Below are 14,248 nucleotides of genomic sequence, written 5' to 3' on the forward strand. Positions count from 1 at the left end.
GCGGGTTCCCCGCGACCTCCGCTCCATGCATGCCCAATTCGGGCGTGTGAGTGGGATTGCAAATGCAAACATGCGGCCAGCGAATTAATGATGAAAATTCAATAGCTTGGTAAATGGCGTGTGGCTGCTGCCGGGCAATATCTGCCGGTTTGGGTGGGTTCGAAGGGCAAGCTGTGCCTAATCGGCGTCGCGGGAGAGGCGGAAGCCGGCGATGGAATAGCGGCCATGAGAGGGGCGGCTTTCGCGGGCACCGATACGGACGGGACCGGGCGTATCGGTCCATGACCCGCCGCGCAAAACCCGGCGTTCGCAATTGTCCGCGAGGTGGGCCGAGCCGTCGCGCGGGGAGGTGCGGTAGTCGCCATGCCAGCAATCGGCGAGCCATACCCAGGCGTTGCCGATTGCGTCATGGATGCCGAAGGGATTGGGGCGGAAATGGCCGGCGGGGCTCGTGTAGAGGAAGCCGTCGGTGCAGTTCTCGGCCGCCTTGGCGGTTTTGTTCTTCGCCGTGATGTCGTTCACGTTTGCAAAGGTGCAGACCTGCGTGCCGTCATCGCCCCAGAAATTGCCTTCCTTGAAACCGCCGCGTGCTGCGAATTCCCATTCGGCTTCGCTTGGCAGACGATAGGTTTTGCCGGTGCGCGCGCTCATCCATGCGGCATAGGCCGTGGCATCGTGCCACGAGACGCAGACCACGGGATCGAGCGGTGTTTGCAGGAAGCCGGGCGCGCGCCAGTTCGCGTTTTCGTCCATGCGCCAGCCGTCATCGGTGAAGGCGTAGCAGCCGGGTCCGGTTTCATGGCCGGTGGCGGCGGTGAAGGCATCGAAGTCCTTGACGGTGACGTGATGTGCGGCGATGGCGAAGGGGCGTTCGATGTTAACTTCATGATGCGGCTGTTCGCTTTCATCTGCCGCCGGATCGCCGCTTTCTGCGCCGCGCATGAAACTGCCGCCTTCAAGGAGGACAAGTTCTGGGCAATCGCCGCAATCGCGCAACTGGCGGTCTGTCTCTTGCGAACAGGCGGCAAGCAGGAACGGAAGCAAGAGGGAGGAGAGCAGGCGCATCATGCTGTGAGGAGATCCCGCGGTGTCTGCCCGGCGAAGAAGGCATCTAGATTGTCGAGCGCGCGAAAGCCCATGGCATTGCGCGTCTCGCGCGTTGCGCTGCCGAGATGGGGCAGCAGGAAGGCGTTGGGCAGGTCGAGATAGCGCGGATCGAGATTGGGTTCGTTGGCGAACACGTCAAGCCCTGCTGCTGCGAGGCGTCCCGAGGCAAGCGCCTCGATCAGTGCATCGTCATCGACGATGTCGCCGCGCGCCGTGTTTACGACGACGGCGTTGTCAGGCAGCAGTGCGATCGTTTCGCGGTTGACGATGCGGCGCGTTTCCGGCGTCGAGGCGCAGTGGAGCGAGAGCACGTTGGAGACGCGGAACAGGCTTTCGATGTCTGCATGGTAATTGGCGCCAGCCTCGTCCTTCGGGTCGAGGCGGCGGCGATTGTGGTAGTGGATTTCCATGCCGAAGGCGCGGGCACGATGTGCGGTGGCGCGGCCGATGCGGCCAAGGCCCAATATGCCGAGGCGATTGCCGGTGATTTCCATGCCGAGCATGCCGGTGGGCGCCCAGTTCTTCCACTGGCCGCTGCGCAATGTGGCAATGGCCGATGTGGCGTTGCGCGCCGCGCCGAGCATCAGCAGGAGCGCGATTTCCGCCGTAGCGTCCGTCAGCACATCCGGCGTATTGGTGACGGCAATGCCCCGCGCCTTGGCGGCGGTAATGTCGATATGGTCATAGCCCACGGAAAAGGTGGCGATGACCCTAACGGTTTCCGGCAGCGCGCGGATGAGATCGCCGTCGATCCTGTCGGTTACGGTGACGAGAAGGCCGTCCTTGCCCGTGGCGCCTGCCAATATCGTCTCCCGCGAGGGCAGGCTGTCTGCACGGCTCAGCGCCGCGTCATAGTCGCGGGAAAGGCGCGCTTCCACATCGGGCGGCAATTTGCGGGTGACGAAGATGGCAGGGCGGGGCATGTCGGTCCGGGTTGTTGCAATCGCTTTCCCGGTTTAGCCGATGGTATAAGCTTGCGAAAGGGCATGAAGGCGAAGCAGGAGCGGAAATATCGTGGCGGTAAAAGGGTGCAAGTGGCTGATACCGCTTGGTTTTCTGGTGCTTGCGAGCGGCGCGGGCGCAGCTCCGCTGCAGATGCACCGCGCGGTCTATGACCTGTCGCTCGGGCGAACGGAGGCTGCAAGCGACATCGCCGGGATCGACGGGCGCATGGTGATCGAGTGGCGGGGCGGGCCTGCCTGCGGCGGCTACACCTCGCTCCAGCGCGTCGTGATGCGCGTGACCGGGCTCGACCAGGCCTATATGAGCAACGACATTCGCCTCAGCTATTTCGAGAAGATCGACGGGCGCGAATTCAGCTATACGCGCGCGGAATATACCGATGGCGAACTGACGGATCGGGACGACGGGACAGCTGTGCGCGCCGATGATGGTACGATCGAGTTGTCGAGGGAGGGTGCTACGAAGAGGGAACTGCCTGCCGGTGTTCTCTTTCCGGTTCAATACCAGCGCGCCCTTGTCGAGCGGGCGGAGCGCGGCGAGCGCATCTTCGAGCTCGTGCTTTTCGACGGCACAGAGGAGCGCGAGAGCCCGACAACCATCTTCGTGTCGAAACAGGCAGAGGCGGGGCGCGACAAGCTGCCCGATGTGAAGGGTGCGGAGGTGCTGCAATCCGCGGCGCGCTGGCCCATCCGCATCAGCTATTTCGATGTGGAGAGCGAGGAGGGTTTGCCGAATTTCGAAATGGGCATAACCGTCTTTGCAAACGGTATCGCGACCGGCATGACGCTCGACTACATCGATCTCGAAATCAAGGCGCAGCTCAAGGATCTCACGCTCTTTGAAGACGGCACCTGCTGATCTTCGTCACTTTCGCAAGCCGCGTCCCTTGCCGATGGATTGCTCGCCGAATTTTTCGCGTAGCCGGTCCATCGCGCGTTCGGCAGCGGCGCGGCGCGCGGCGTCCGGGTCCAGCATGTCGGGCGGGTCAGCCAGGCCGCCATCCGAAAGCCCCGATATGCCGACGCCGAGCAGACGGAAGCTCGTGCCTGTTGCCTCACGCGCGAGCATGGGTGCGGCAATGCGATAGATCACTTCGGCAAGCTGCGTCGGATCGTGCAATGTCTGGTTTCGCGTGCGGGTCTTGAAGTCGGCGGTTTTCAGCTTCAGTACGACTGTCGAGCCCGAAAGATTTGCGGCCTTGGCGCGGCGCGAGACTTTTTCGCAGAGCGGCCAGAGAATGCGGTCGAGTTCGGCGGCGTTTGAAATATCGCGCATGAAGGTCGTCTCGGCGGAAATGCTTTTCGCCTCATGGCCCGGTTCGACATGGCGGAAATCCTCGCCGCGCGCGAGGCGCCAGAGGCGGCGGCCCACCGAACCGTAGCGCGCCATCAGGTCGTTCTCTTCCATCTTCTGCAGTTGCGCGATGCGGGTGATGCCGTCGCGGGCGAGCTTCGCCTCCAGCGCCTTGCCGACACCCCAGATCAGCGAGACGGGTTTGCCCGCCAGGAAAGAGAACGTTTCCTCACGGCCGATCACGGCAAAGCCGCGTGGCTTGTCGAGATCGGAAGCGATCTTCGCGAGAAACTTGTTGTGGCTGAGACCGACGGAAATGGTGATGCCGATTTCATCCTCGATGCGCTTTGCGAGACGCGCCATGCTCACCGCTGCGCTCGCATGATGCAGGCGCTCGGTGCCGGTGAGATCCAGAAACGCCTCGTCGATGGAGACGGGTTCGACAAGCGGTGTCATGTCGCGCATCAGCGCGCGGACCTCGCGACCGACACGCGCATATTTCGCCATGTCTGGCTTCAGCACCACGGCTTCGGGGCAGGCGGCGAGCGCCTTGAACATGGGCATGGCGGAACGGACGCCGCGAATGCGCGCGATATAGCAGCAGGTGGAAACGACGCCGCGCTGGCCACCGCCGATGATGAGCGGCTTGTCGCGCAGCTCCGGGTTGTCGCGCTTTTCCACGGCAGCATAGAAAGCATCGCAGTCGAGATGGGCGATGGTGAGCTGGTGCAGTTCGGGATGAAACAGAAGGCGAGGACGCTTGCAGGCAGGGCAACGCTCCGAACCTTCCGGCACGGGCGAAAAGCAATCGCGGCAGAGGCCTGTGGTTGTTGTCATGAGCCTTGCTAACGTTGAATTCTGTTTAGCAACCGATCTCGTTTGATGTCAAAAAAGGTGTCCATATCAAAATAATTAAAAACTTTTTTGATTGAAAAGCGCTGCTGCAACCGTCTTTGAATATCAACGGCATCTGGGTTTACAAGAACGACTGCCGGGTCATTTTTGCGAATCGCAAGGACCGAGCGAAGGACAGAAGAGAAATACAAATCGGCGACTGGAAAGGAGTACCCAATGAATACGAATGCCTTTGCGGATTGCATCTCTCGTTCCATCTGCTCCCAGATAAACTTAATCTCTTCAGAATGATTCAATGTTCCCAGATGCTTGTTGTCATCATTTTCTGATCCCACAAATTTAAGATGGGTGGGTGCGACGATGAGGGATTGTTCGGGGTTCTCTTGAATTCGAATTTCGTGCTTCGCCAGAGTCCAATTTATCGAGCCATGTGGCTTTATGAGTTTCAATCCATTGGCTGTCTTGGAGACGCCGACATAGTGCCATTGCTTTTGCGTTGGCATTGATAGCTCGAAAATCGTGTCATAATTGAATGAGACTACGGCATCCCGGGACCTAACATGGTTTTGCAGAAGCAATCCATAGGAATGTCGCGTACTCTTATTTGCCTTATACCGCCCAAATACATTCCCAATTTCCGAAACTAGATCGTCCCAAATTTGAGTTGTATAGGTGCGGAGCTGTGAGCTGGTGCCGGGCGCTTGGATACGCTCAGACAGAAATGTGAAAACTTCTTCGACATCGATATCGGCGAGCAACTCTCTTCGCTGTTTGGAGCTGTGCCTACCCGGAACTTTGGCGTAGTTGAGAAAATATCGAAATAAGAATGCTTCTATGCGCTTAGATTTTTCTCTGTCGGTGCAGAATCTAAGGAAGGTTGGCCAGAATTCTTTTTGAATAGGGATAGGAACCTTTCCGCCGCCTTGAACCGCGGCAGTGGCTCCTGCGCCATATGATGCGCCAGCCCCGATAAAATAGATTATTTTTCTGCTTGGCTTTTGTTTTGGCATAGAAATTTTCCCCGAAAATTGAAGGATGGGTTTGGCAAGATGCTAAAATCTTTCCGGCCACAACCGCGCTGCGCCGCGGACGCCGCTTGAATCACCGTGCTTATGCCGGGCAAGGCGTGTGGCCACCGTGTCCGAGAATACGTAAGCACCTCAGCGCGAGGGCACTTCGTCATAGAGCGCATCGACATTCGACATGCCGCCGCCCAGCACGATGACATGCGGGTCGAGGATATTGATGACATGGGCAAGCGCGCGGGCGAGGCGGTCGGCATAGCGGCGAAGCGCGATCTTGGCCGGGCGGTTGCCGGAGGCGGCGGCCGCGACAATGCCTTCGGGCGAAAGTGCCTCGCGGTTTTCGATCAGGTAGTCGGCGGCGAAGCCGGGGCCGGAGAGCCATGTCTCGATACAGCCCTTCTTGCCGCAATAACAGTCGCGGCCGGGCGTTTCGTCCGGCATGACGAAGGGTAGCGAGTTGTGGCCCCATTCCCCGGCAATGGCGTTGGGACCGGAGAGCAGCTTGCCGCCGATCACGATGCCACCGCCAACGCCGGTGCCGAGGATGACGCCGAAGACCGATGCCGCGCCTTCGCCCGCGCCGTCGCTTGCTTCCGAAAGCGCGAAGCAATCGGCATCATTTGCGAGGCGTACGGACCGGCCGAGCGCCGCTTCGAGGTCGCGATGGAAGAGATGGCCGTTGAGCCAGGTACTGTTCGCATTCTTCACGAGGCCGGTCTCGGGAGAGATTGCGCCCGGCATGCCTATGCCGATGCTGGCCGTTTCGCCTGTTTCGGCTTTGAGCGCAGCGACGAGATCGCGGATCGCGGCAATGGTTTCCTCATAGCTCCCCTGGGGCGCCGGAATGCGCTTGCGCGCCCGCTCCGCGCCGCCTTGCCCAAGGGCAATGCCTTCGATCTTCGTGCCGCCAAGGTCTATGCCGATCCGCATGGGGGAGATTCCTTTTTCGGGCAGGATAGCATGGCAGGGAGGGGAGGCCGTTCGGGATTTCACCCGCAAAACCAAGCCCGGCAATGACGTGGTACTTTAATGTCTGAAAAATTTTGGCGGGCATACATGCACATCAGATCAATCTTCCTGTCAGCCCTGCTCATCATGCTTCCGCTCCATGCCCATGCGCAGCAACGGCTCACGGTCGTTCTGATGGGCGATACGGGGTTCAATGGGCCGGGTGCGCATGTGTCCGAGGCGGGCGGGTTCAAGCGGGGCGAGCTTGTCGCGGTAGAGGACGCGATGGCAAAGATCGGGCCTGTCATTCGGGGCGATGTCGTGCTTGCCAATCTCGAAACGGTGGTGACGGACCGGAACGACATTCCGCAGCGGGAAAAGATGTTCGTCTTCCGCACGCATCCGGCTCATGTTCGCGCGCTTGTCCGCCATGGCATCGACGTGCTGCCGCTTGCCAATAATCATGCGATGGATCTCGGTGGTGCCGGTGCGGGCGAGACGCTCCGCCATATGGAGGGGGTGCCGGGGCTTCGCGCCTTTCCCGGTCTTGGGCGGACGCGCGAGGAGGCGATGCAGCCACATGTCTTCGTCGTGCGCGGCGCGAAGGTTGCCGTCTCGGCGGTGGGGAATGCCGGCGGCGGGCTGCCCGCGCGCGAAGGCGAGGCCGGAATGCTGCGTGAGGACCGCGACTTTGCCGGTGTCGCTGCTCGGCTGGCGGGCGAGCCTGCCGATATCCGCATCCTCTCGGTTCATTATGGGCCGGAGTTTGCGCCGCTGACAGAGAAAGCGGCACAGGAGCGTTTCCGCAAAGTGGAGAGCGCAGGCCTCACCATCATCGCAGGGCACCATCATCATGTCGCGCGGGGTGTCGAGCTTTCGGACGGAAAGCTGATCGCCTATGGACTCGGCAATTTCCTGCATCTCGGCACGCAGGACATGCGCCGCTTCGACATCTGCCGCGACTATGGCCTCATTGTGAAAGCCGGACTCCTGCGCGGACGGGGCGGATACGCGGTCGAGACGGTCGAAATCGTGCCGATCACGAAAATGCATATCGCGCCGGAGCCGCTGACGGGCGATGCCGCGCGGCTGCGTGTCGAGGTGATGAATTATCTGGGGTCTCGGCTCGGGGAAGGCAGGTTACGCTTCGCTCCGCAGGCGGATGGTTCCGGCCTCTGGTGCGCAGCAGGTGCAACGGATGCGCGCTGCGCCGGATGGCAGGCGCCTGAGGCCTCACCGCGCGAAGCGGAGATTGCGGCGGCTTGCGGGAAGGATGTCAGGCGCGGGAATTTTTGACCTGGTTCGATAGTGTCGTCCCGAATCGAACAACATGTCATGCCCGGGCTTGACCCGGGCATCCAGTGCGACTGTTCCTGTGGCACTTTGAGGTTTCTTGCGAAGAGAGACGCCGCCTGACGGCAGCTTCTGGACCCCCGGGTCAAGCCCGGGGGTGACGTGTTCCTTTTCAGAACCCCTCCGCCTTCAGCGTCTCGTCGATGAAGCCATGCGCTTCCGGCCAGAGCGTCGTGTGGAAGTGGCTGTCTTTCGCGGGCCCGAGCAGCTTCGCGAGCCGGGGGTCTGCGATGAAGTGGATGAGCCGCGCCGGTGCATGGGCCTTTGCGACCGATGAGAGGTTGTGCGGGATGTCGTCGAGGAAGATCACCGGCGCTTCCACGCGCTGGGCGAGGCGGCGGACCGCGCCGCCTTTCAGCCCCTTGTTCGCGACGACCGGGAAGGGGATGCCCTGAGCGGCGAGGCAGGCTTCGCGCCGCGCCTTCGCTTCCAGCGGCACATTGGTGAGGATCACCACCTGCGCCCGCGCCGAGAGTTCGGCGAGTGCCTCCGCCGCGCCGGGCACCACGTCGAGGTCATGGGCCGAGGCTGCGAAGAAGGCATCGAGAAGGGCGGGCATGTCTGCGGGCGGCACGGGTTCGTTCGTTGCCTTCCGCTTGATATTGCCGGTCAGCGCGAAGCTTTGGAGGTCGATCCAGAGATCCTGCGTCTCGAGGTAGCGTTCGAGCCCGACCATGAATTGCAGCAGCACCTCGTCGGCGTCCGAGACGATGAGCGGCCGCCCGCGCTCCAGCGTCAGCGCGTCGATCTGGGGGATGACAGCTTCGTCGATCGCCAGTGGGTCCCGCTCTGGGTGGCGCGTGCCGGCCACTTCGCCAGCGGTCGAGCCGGGGTCGTTTTCCGGGTGGGAGGTCATGGCCATTCCACCCGTTCGCCGCCGGGCAGCGCCTTGCGGGCGCGGGCCGGGAGGTCGGGCTTCAGATCGGCGGCCTGGCAAAAGGCGAGGAGCCTTGCCTCGTCAGCCAGCATGAAATCGAGGATGCCGCCGAGCGTCTCGGGCTCGCCCGCCCGCTCGCGCAGTTCATCGGGCGAAAGTCCGGAAAGGGACAGGAAGTCGCCCAGCAGGTCGTCATCGCCCGCAATATGGCCCAGCGCCCGAATGGCCAGAAACTCGGCATCGTCTCTCGTCATCGAAATTTCCATATTTCGGGCCCGAATTCGGGGATTCAGGCGGATTTTTTCCGGTGCGGGCCCCGGCGCTCACGCAAACTTAATCATAGGCGGGCTTTAATCGGAAACCCCGGGATTCCGGGGGGCCTGAGGGCGGCGGTAAAGGGTTGGTTAAGGATATTGGGGTCTTATCTCCCCAATGGGAATCGACCCGCTGGCCGGACATCAGGGTACAGCTACGGGCAAGCCCGGCACAGGTGGAGTTCTGGAGCAATGGACGCAATGTCTAAGAAAGTCCTGATCGTTGAGGACAATGAGCTCAATATGAAGCTCTTCCACGATCTACTGGACGCGCATGGCTACGAGACGCTGCAGACGCGTGACGGTATCGAGGCGCTGGAGATTGCGCGCACGAACCGCCCCGACCTGATTCTGATGGACATTCAGCTTCCTGAAGTTTCCGGCCTCGAAGTCACAAAGTGGATTAAGGAAGACGATAATCTGCGGTCGATCCCGGTTGTCGCCGTCACGGCATTTGCCATGAAGGGCGACGAGGAGAAGATCCGCGAGGGCGGCTGCGAGGCCTATATCTCGAAGCCGATCTCCGTCACCCAGTTCCTGGAAACGGTTCAGCGTTTCCTTCGTTGATCGCCCCCCGACCTTTCGAGAGAGGGCAGAGTGACTGCGCGCGTACTTATTGTCGATGACGTTCCGGCCAATCTGAAGCTGCTCGACGCCAAGCTGACCGCCGAGTATTTCGACGTGCTCAAGGCCAGCTCCGGCATGGAGGCGCTTGAGGTGGCCAAGGAACAGCAGCCCGATATCATCCTGCTCGACGTGATGATGCCGGGCATGGACGGATTCGAGGTCTGCCGCCGCCTCAAGGCGATGCCGGAGACCGAGCATATTCCCGTCGTCATGGTGACCGCGCTCGACCAGCCGAAAGACCGGGTGCAGGGGCTTGAGGCCGGCGCCGACGACTTTCTCACCAAGCCTCTCAACGATCTCGCGCTTTTCGCGCGTGTCCGCAGTCTTGTGCGCCTGAAAATGGTGACGGACGAACTTCGCATGCGCGAGGCGACGGGCCAGCGTATCGGCGCGCTCGGCACGAAGGAGGGCGATGCCTTCCTCATGTCCGCCCCGGGCCGCATTCTCGTCATCGACGACCGGCCGACCTCGCTCAAGCGCATCACCGAGACGCTGGCGGACAAGCACAATGTAACTGTCGCCGAAAATCAGGAAGACCTGATGCAGCTCGCCGCAACCGGCGACTACGATCTCCATATCATCAGCCTGACGCTGCAGGAATTTGACGGGCTTCGTCTTTGTTCCCAGCTCCGCTCGCTCGAGGCGACGCGGCAGACGCCGATCCTCGTGATCGTCGAAGAGGGCGACACTACGCGTCTCGTCCGCGCGCTCGACATGGGCGTGAACGATTATCTGCTGCGGCCTGTGGAGCGTAACGAGATGGTGGCGCGCGCGCGCAGTCAGCTCAAGCGCAAGCGCTATCAGGACTATCTGCGCGACAAGTTCCAGCAGGGGCTCGAACTCGCGATCACGGACGGCCTGACCGGGCTCTACAACCGCCGCTACATGGAAGGCCATCTGGCGACGCTGGTGGAGGAGGCTGCGAATACCGGCAAGCCGGTCTCGCTGCTCATCTTCGACATCGACCACTTTAAGCCGGTGAACGATACTTATGGCCATGCGGCGGGTGACGCCGTGCTGCGCCAGTTCGCCGGCCGCATTTCCGCCAATGTACGCGGTGTCGATCTTGCCTGCCGTCTTGGCGGTGAGGAATTCGTGGTGGTGATGCCTGATACCGAAATTGGCTATGCGACGACGGTGGCCGAGCGGCTTCGTCAGTGTGTGGCGGCAAAGCCCTTCGTGCTCGACGATGGGGGCCGTGAACTAGACGTCACGGTCAGCATCGGCATTGCGATGACGCATGGCCCCAAGGATACGGCGGCGAAGCTCCTCGAGCGGGCCGACCAGGGGCTTTACCGCGCCAAGCGCGACGGACGAAACCGCGTCGCGGCCGAAGCGGCCTAAGTCTTTCCTCCATCGGTTACAGTCTAGATGTGTCCGCCGTACAGCATTCGCGCGATGCGTGTGGCATTAACCTTGTTTGTTCATGGTTAACGCAATCAAGCGCCGTATTTCTTTCCCATATACCGGCCTCAGTCCTTTATTGGCACAGAAGAGCGTGATAGCTTCAATGCAATTCGTTTCGCTGCCGATGTCGGTTCCGCTTCTTGCTGGGGGGTGAGGCCGGAACCGTTCCTGGCAGCGATACGTGTCCTCGTGGGGCGCTCAGGTCCGCCGCATCTCCTGGGTCCGCGAGGCACGGCCGGCCGGGGCGCGGTAATGGAGTGGCCTCCTCTGATATGCCGCAATTTTCCCGGCCGGCCACCTTTTTCGAGGGGCCGATGGGCCTGAAAGAAAAGAGCCGGTTCCTTGCGGGACCGGCTCTTTTTCATTTCGGAAAGCGAAGGCGCGAGGGCCGCGCCGCAAGATCACTTGATCTTGGTTTCCTTGAACTCGACATGCTTGCGCGCAATCGGGTCGTACTTCTTGATGACCATCTTTTCGGTCATGGTACGGCTGTTCTTCTTCGCAACGTAGAAGTAGCCGGTGCCCGCCGTGCTCTCGAGCTTGATCTTGATGGAAGCTGGCTTCGCCATGTCGCGAAATCCTTGAGTTTGCGCGGGCTTTAAACCCACGAGGCCAAAAGTGCGCCATCCAGCGCTAGGCCGGGAATGTGCGGAGTTGCGCGCAGGCTACTCAGGACGCGGCGGAAGTCAAGCGGCCCGGATGCAGCCGGATTAAATTCCTATCATTGACGCGGTTCGCGCGGCGCCGTCAGGTAGCGCCAGCCCGCCACCAGCACATAGAGTCCGCAAAGGCTGGCCATGGCGACGATCAGGCCGTGCGGGTTCCACAGGTCCATCGCGACGCCGGCCATGGGCGGGCCGACAAGCGCGCCGAGCGAGAACATCATCACGAAGGCGGCGTTGGCAGCGGCGAGATTCGCGCCCTTGAAGCGCTCGCCGAGCAGCGTCAGCCCCACCGTGTACATGCCGACCACCACGCCGCCAAAGAAGAAGAGCGCCGGGGCGAACAGCCAGACGGAGCCCATGACGAAGGGGAGGGCGAGCGTACCCAGAAGGCCGATACTCGCGCAGAAGAGCAGGACGAGGCGCCTGTCCGTCCGGTCGGACCACATGCCGATCGGGATCTGCAGGAGTATGTTACCGGCCGCGAAAAGCGACAGGACGAAGGCGGCATATTGCTCGGTCAGTCCGATGCGAACGCCATAGATGGGCAGCATGTTGAAGACGTTGGTTTCCGTCGCGCCATAGACGAAGCCTGCCAGCGTGGCGGCCGGCGCGGCCATGAGGAAGGTCACAAAGGCATGGCTCGGCCGCTCGGTGACGCGCGGCGCAAGGCCGCGGCCGAACAGGACGAGCGGCACGGCGGCGGAAAGGATAAGCGCGCCGATGACGGCGAACGGCGCGACGCCTTCCGTGCCGACAAGGAAAAGCAATACGGGGCCAGAGGCGAAGCCGCAGGAAAGCACCGTGCCGTAGATGCCGATGAGGCGGCCGCGGTTCTTGTCGTCGGCCAGCATGTTCACCCAGAATTCCGAGACGACGAAAAGGCCGGTCAGCGCCAGGCCGTTCATGAAGCGGATGAAGAACCAGAGCCAGACATTCGGGAAGTAGTAGTAGGACGGCATCGCGATGGCGGATATGGCGATGCAGCCGAGTAGAAACGGAATTGCCGGTATCCGCCGGAGCAGCGCCGGAATGAAGGGCGTCATCAGGAAGGTTGCAAGCGCCGGCATTGCCGTGTTGAGGCCGATGATGGAGGCCGGTACGCCGTTGCGTTCCATCATCAGTGCGAGCAGCGGGATCGATACACCGAGCCCCATGCCGACGACCGAAATACAGGCGATGACTGCGACGAGGCTGCGCCTGCGCTCCCTTTCGGTGAGCGGCGCATCGGCCAGCATGGTGAGGCTCTTTTCGGTCATGCCTCAGGCGATAGCCGAGTTTTCGGCATTTGTCATGGGGGAGTGCGCTAGCCCCGCACGACGGGCTTGTCGTTCCGGTAGCTGTAGAGGGGCGCGCGGGCGCGGCGTTCGCCCTTGCGGCGGCGGGCGATTTCGTGGAGCACGAATTCGGTCACGTCGATCACGGGCAGTTTGAGCGCTTCCGAGACCGTGTACCAGCCGAGGTCTTCCAGCTCGCCGCTGCCTTTCAGATCGCCGCTTGCCGCTTCGGCGTTCGCCGCGAAGAAGCGGGCATGGAAACGGATCGGGCTCGAGGCGGGCGTGATGGCGCGGGCAACGAAATCGAGCACGTCGAAGCGGGGCGCAAGGCCGCGCTCGCGAAAGGGCGTCCAGCCTTCGCCCGCTGCGTCGCCGACATCGCCTTGCCGCGCAATGAAGAGGCCCGTTTCCTCGAAGGTTTCGCGAATGGCGGCGGCAGCAAGTGCTTCTGCCTTCAGGCGCGACGCGGCGGCACGCTTCACCGCTTCCGCCGTTGCCTCGGCGAAGCCGGAGGCCGGCCGCACGCCGATATCGCCCTGATCGAGCTTGCCGCCCGGAAAGACGAAAGCATCGGGAATGAACTTCATGCGCGAGTGACGCCGCCCCATCAGGATGCGTGGTTCGCCTGCGCGGTCGTCGATCAGCACGAGGCTTGCTGCATCGCGCGGGCGGATGCCGCGCTTCGTGTTGGCCAGGTCGTTCACTGCGTCAGTTCCCGATTGCGTCGCGAATGGCATTGCCATTGCGGAAATAGACGAAGGGAACGGCGCGGCGCGCCTGCGCGGCCTTGGCGAGCGACAGGCGTTCGTCGATTTCGTCCAGCACCACGCGGGTGATGTTCGGCAGGTCGAGGCCCCGCGCATCGTCGATGGTGAGCCAGTGCAGGCCCTGCAATTCGCCCGAGCCTTTCACCTGCATCGGATCGCCCTGGATCGCTTCTGCGTCGGCGATGAAGAAGCGCGTGTCGAAGCGGCGGGTGCGATAGGGCGGTGTGATGGCGCGGGCGACGAAATCGAGCGCGCCGAGCGCAGGGGCGACGCCTTGCGCGAAATATTCCGCCCAGTCGGGATGCTTGCTTGTCTGCGGCGCGGCTATCTTCTTGCCGATCACGAGGCCGGTCTCCTCGAAGGTTTCTCGGATCGCGGCCATGGCGAGCGCGCGGGCGCGCAGCTCCGACGGCTTGCCGGACATGCGCACCATCAGCTTGCGGGCGACGGGCTCGCGCAGATCCTGCGCCGGGCGGATGCGGCTGTCGGCGCGGTCGACGCGGCCGCCGGGAAAGACAAACTTGTTCGGCATGAATTTGTGGTTCGCATGGCGCTGGCCCATCAGCACCTGGGGCGTGGCGCCGTCGCGGCGGACGATGATGAGCGTTGAGGCATCGCGCGGCCGCACGGCCTTTCCCTGCGTTGCCTCGCGATATTCCTGTTCGCGCGATTTCTTCTGATCGAAGATCGCCCCTTTGCCCGCGCTCATGATTCCGTCCCTGTTATCGAATGTTTGTTGGGGACAGGATGCCCCTTCGCGCGCGCGAATGCCA

15 protein-coding genes are annotated in these 14,248 nt (G+C 62.1%); 4 read left to right on the plus strand and 11 right to left on the minus strand.

Translation table 11 applies throughout. The features are described from left to right. Positions 1 to 177 precede the first annotated feature (177 nt). Together ACK4FH_RS11220 and ACK4FH_RS11225 are read right to left on the minus strand one after the other, a co-directional pair. Complete coding sequence (locus ACK4FH_RS11220) at positions 178 to 1,068, minus strand: formylglycine-generating enzyme family protein (protein ID WP_409813621.1); 891 nt, start codon at positions 1,066 to 1,068, stop codon at positions 178 to 180. Then, positions 1,065 to 2,030: a 2-hydroxyacid dehydrogenase gene (locus ACK4FH_RS11225; RefSeq protein WP_409813623.1), complete on the minus strand. Its 966-nt coding sequence runs from the start codon at positions 2,028 to 2,030 to the stop codon at positions 1,065 to 1,067. The genes ACK4FH_RS11220 and ACK4FH_RS11225 overlap by 4 nt, the downstream gene beginning before the upstream one ends. Positions 2,031 to 2,121: 91 nt before the next feature. On the opposite strand from ACK4FH_RS11225, the gene ACK4FH_RS11230 reads away from it, so the two are divergent. Next, complete coding sequence (locus ACK4FH_RS11230; protein WP_409813625.1) at positions 2,122 to 2,928, plus strand: EipB family protein; 807 nt, start codon at positions 2,122 to 2,124, stop codon at positions 2,926 to 2,928. 6 nt (positions 2,929 to 2,934) lie between these two features. Here the strand turns inward: ACK4FH_RS11230 and ACK4FH_RS11235 are convergent, their stop codons facing one another. From ACK4FH_RS11235 to ACK4FH_RS11245, 3 genes are all read right to left on the minus strand, one after another. Next, a complete protein-coding gene (locus tag ACK4FH_RS11235; RefSeq protein WP_409813626.1) occupies positions 2,935 to 4,200 on the minus strand; it encodes a DNA polymerase IV in 1,266 nt (421 codons plus the stop codon). Positions 4,201 to 4,208: 8 nt separating this feature from the next. Beyond that, positions 4,209 to 5,228, minus strand: coding sequence for an SIR2 family protein (locus ACK4FH_RS11240; protein ID WP_409813629.1), 1,020 nt, complete (start codon positions 5,226 to 5,228; stop codon positions 4,209 to 4,211). Between the two features lie 150 nt (positions 5,229 to 5,378). Then, positions 5,379 to 6,173: an ROK family protein gene (locus tag ACK4FH_RS11245; protein WP_409813630.1), complete on the minus strand. Its 795-nt coding sequence runs from the start codon at positions 6,171 to 6,173 to the stop codon at positions 5,379 to 5,381. A 126-nt stretch (positions 6,174 to 6,299) separates the two neighbouring features. On the opposite strand from ACK4FH_RS11245, the gene ACK4FH_RS11250 reads away from it, so the two are divergent. After that, complete coding sequence (locus tag ACK4FH_RS11250; protein ID WP_409813633.1) at positions 6,300 to 7,487, plus strand: CapA family protein; 1,188 nt, start codon at positions 6,300 to 6,302, stop codon at positions 7,485 to 7,487. A gap of 169 nt (positions 7,488 to 7,656) precedes the next feature. Here the strand turns inward: ACK4FH_RS11250 and ACK4FH_RS11255 are convergent, their stop codons facing one another. Together ACK4FH_RS11255 and ACK4FH_RS11260 are read right to left on the minus strand one after the other, a co-directional pair. Further along, positions 7,657 to 8,406 (minus strand): hypothetical protein, encoded by a 750-nt coding sequence (locus ACK4FH_RS11255; RefSeq protein WP_409813636.1) that lies wholly within the window; start codon positions 8,404 to 8,406, stop codon positions 7,657 to 7,659. Further along, complete coding sequence (locus ACK4FH_RS11260) at positions 8,397 to 8,675, minus strand: DUF3572 domain-containing protein (RefSeq protein WP_409813639.1); 279 nt, start codon at positions 8,673 to 8,675, stop codon at positions 8,397 to 8,399. The genes ACK4FH_RS11255 and ACK4FH_RS11260 overlap by 10 nt, the downstream gene beginning before the upstream one ends. A gap of 261 nt (positions 8,676 to 8,936) precedes the next feature. Here ACK4FH_RS11260 and ACK4FH_RS11265 point away from each other — a divergent pair, with 261 nt between their 5' ends. Both ACK4FH_RS11265 and ACK4FH_RS11270 read left to right on the plus strand, forming a co-directional pair. Then, positions 8,937 to 9,302 (plus strand): response regulator, encoded by a 366-nt coding sequence (locus ACK4FH_RS11265; protein ID WP_407950730.1) that lies wholly within the window; start codon positions 8,937 to 8,939, stop codon positions 9,300 to 9,302. Positions 9,303 to 9,332: 30 nt separating this feature from the next. Continuing rightward, positions 9,333 to 10,706, plus strand: coding sequence for a PleD family two-component system response regulator (locus ACK4FH_RS11270; RefSeq protein ID WP_409813641.1), 1,374 nt, complete (start codon positions 9,333 to 9,335; stop codon positions 10,704 to 10,706). 464 nt (positions 10,707 to 11,170) lie between these two features. Here the strand turns inward: ACK4FH_RS11270 and rpmG are convergent, their stop codons facing one another. The 4 genes from rpmG to ACK4FH_RS11290 form a co-directional block, all read right to left on the minus strand. Further along, positions 11,171 to 11,338: a 50S ribosomal protein L33 gene (gene rpmG / locus ACK4FH_RS11275; RefSeq protein WP_409813644.1), complete on the minus strand. Its 168-nt coding sequence runs from the start codon at positions 11,336 to 11,338 to the stop codon at positions 11,171 to 11,173. A 152-nt stretch (positions 11,339 to 11,490) separates the two neighbouring features. Then, positions 11,491 to 12,690, minus strand: a complete 1,200-nt coding sequence (locus tag ACK4FH_RS11280) for an MFS transporter (RefSeq protein ID WP_409813646.1) — start codon at positions 12,688 to 12,690, stop codon at positions 11,491 to 11,493. Positions 12,691 to 12,737: 47 nt separating this feature from the next. Further along, positions 12,738 to 13,412 (minus strand): NUDIX hydrolase, encoded by a 675-nt coding sequence (locus ACK4FH_RS11285; RefSeq protein WP_409813648.1) that lies wholly within the window; start codon positions 13,410 to 13,412, stop codon positions 12,738 to 12,740. Between the two features lie 4 nt (positions 13,413 to 13,416). Continuing rightward, complete coding sequence (locus ACK4FH_RS11290) at positions 13,417 to 14,184, minus strand: NUDIX hydrolase (RefSeq protein WP_409813651.1); 768 nt, start codon at positions 14,182 to 14,184, stop codon at positions 13,417 to 13,419. Positions 14,185 to 14,248 lie beyond the last annotated feature (64 nt).

Source organism: Parvibaculum sp., assembly GCF_046297875.1.
In the GTDB taxonomy this organism is placed as follows: domain Bacteria; phylum Pseudomonadota; class Alphaproteobacteria; order Parvibaculales; family Parvibaculaceae; genus Parvibaculum.

What these genes read in the sequence shown, in the direction of transcription:
- ACK4FH_RS11265 (WP_407950730.1), top strand. Translation starts at nt 8,937, where the DNA reads ATGTCTAAGAAAGTCCTGATCGTTGAGGACAATGAGCTCAATATGAAG.
- rpmG (WP_409813644.1), bottom strand. Translation starts at nt 11,338, where the DNA reads ATGGCGAAGCCAGCTTCCATCAAGATCAAGCTCGAGAGCACGGCGGGC.
- ACK4FH_RS11255 (WP_409813636.1), bottom strand. Translation starts at nt 8,406, where the DNA reads ATGGCCATGACCTCCCACCCGGAAAACGACCCCGGCTCGACCGCTGGC.
- ACK4FH_RS11220 (WP_409813621.1), bottom strand. Translation starts at nt 1,068, where the DNA reads ATGATGCGCCTGCTCTCCTCCCTCTTGCTTCCGTTCCTGCTTGCCGCC.
- ACK4FH_RS11225 (WP_409813623.1), bottom strand. Translation starts at nt 2,030, where the DNA reads ATGCCCCGCCCTGCCATCTTCGTCACCCGCAAATTGCCGCCCGATGTG.
- ACK4FH_RS11250 (WP_409813633.1), top strand. Translation starts at nt 6,300, where the DNA reads ATGCACATCAGATCAATCTTCCTGTCAGCCCTGCTCATCATGCTTCCG.
- ACK4FH_RS11290 (WP_409813651.1), bottom strand. Translation starts at nt 14,184, where the DNA reads ATGAGCGCGGGCAAAGGGGCGATCTTCGATCAGAAGAAATCGCGCGAA.
- ACK4FH_RS11235 (WP_409813626.1), bottom strand. Translation starts at nt 4,200, where the DNA reads ATGACAACAACCACAGGCCTCTGCCGCGATTGCTTTTCGCCCGTGCCG.
- ACK4FH_RS11260 (WP_409813639.1), bottom strand. Translation starts at nt 8,675, where the DNA reads ATGACGAGAGACGATGCCGAGTTTCTGGCCATTCGGGCGCTGGGCCAT.
- ACK4FH_RS11280 (WP_409813646.1), bottom strand. Translation starts at nt 12,690, where the DNA reads ATGACCGAAAAGAGCCTCACCATGCTGGCCGATGCGCCGCTCACCGAA.
- ACK4FH_RS11245 (WP_409813630.1), bottom strand. Translation starts at nt 6,173, where the DNA reads ATGCGGATCGGCATAGACCTTGGCGGCACGAAGATCGAAGGCATTGCC.
- ACK4FH_RS11240 (WP_409813629.1), bottom strand. Translation starts at nt 5,228, where the DNA reads ATGCCAAAACAAAAGCCAAGCAGAAAAATAATCTATTTTATCGGGGCT.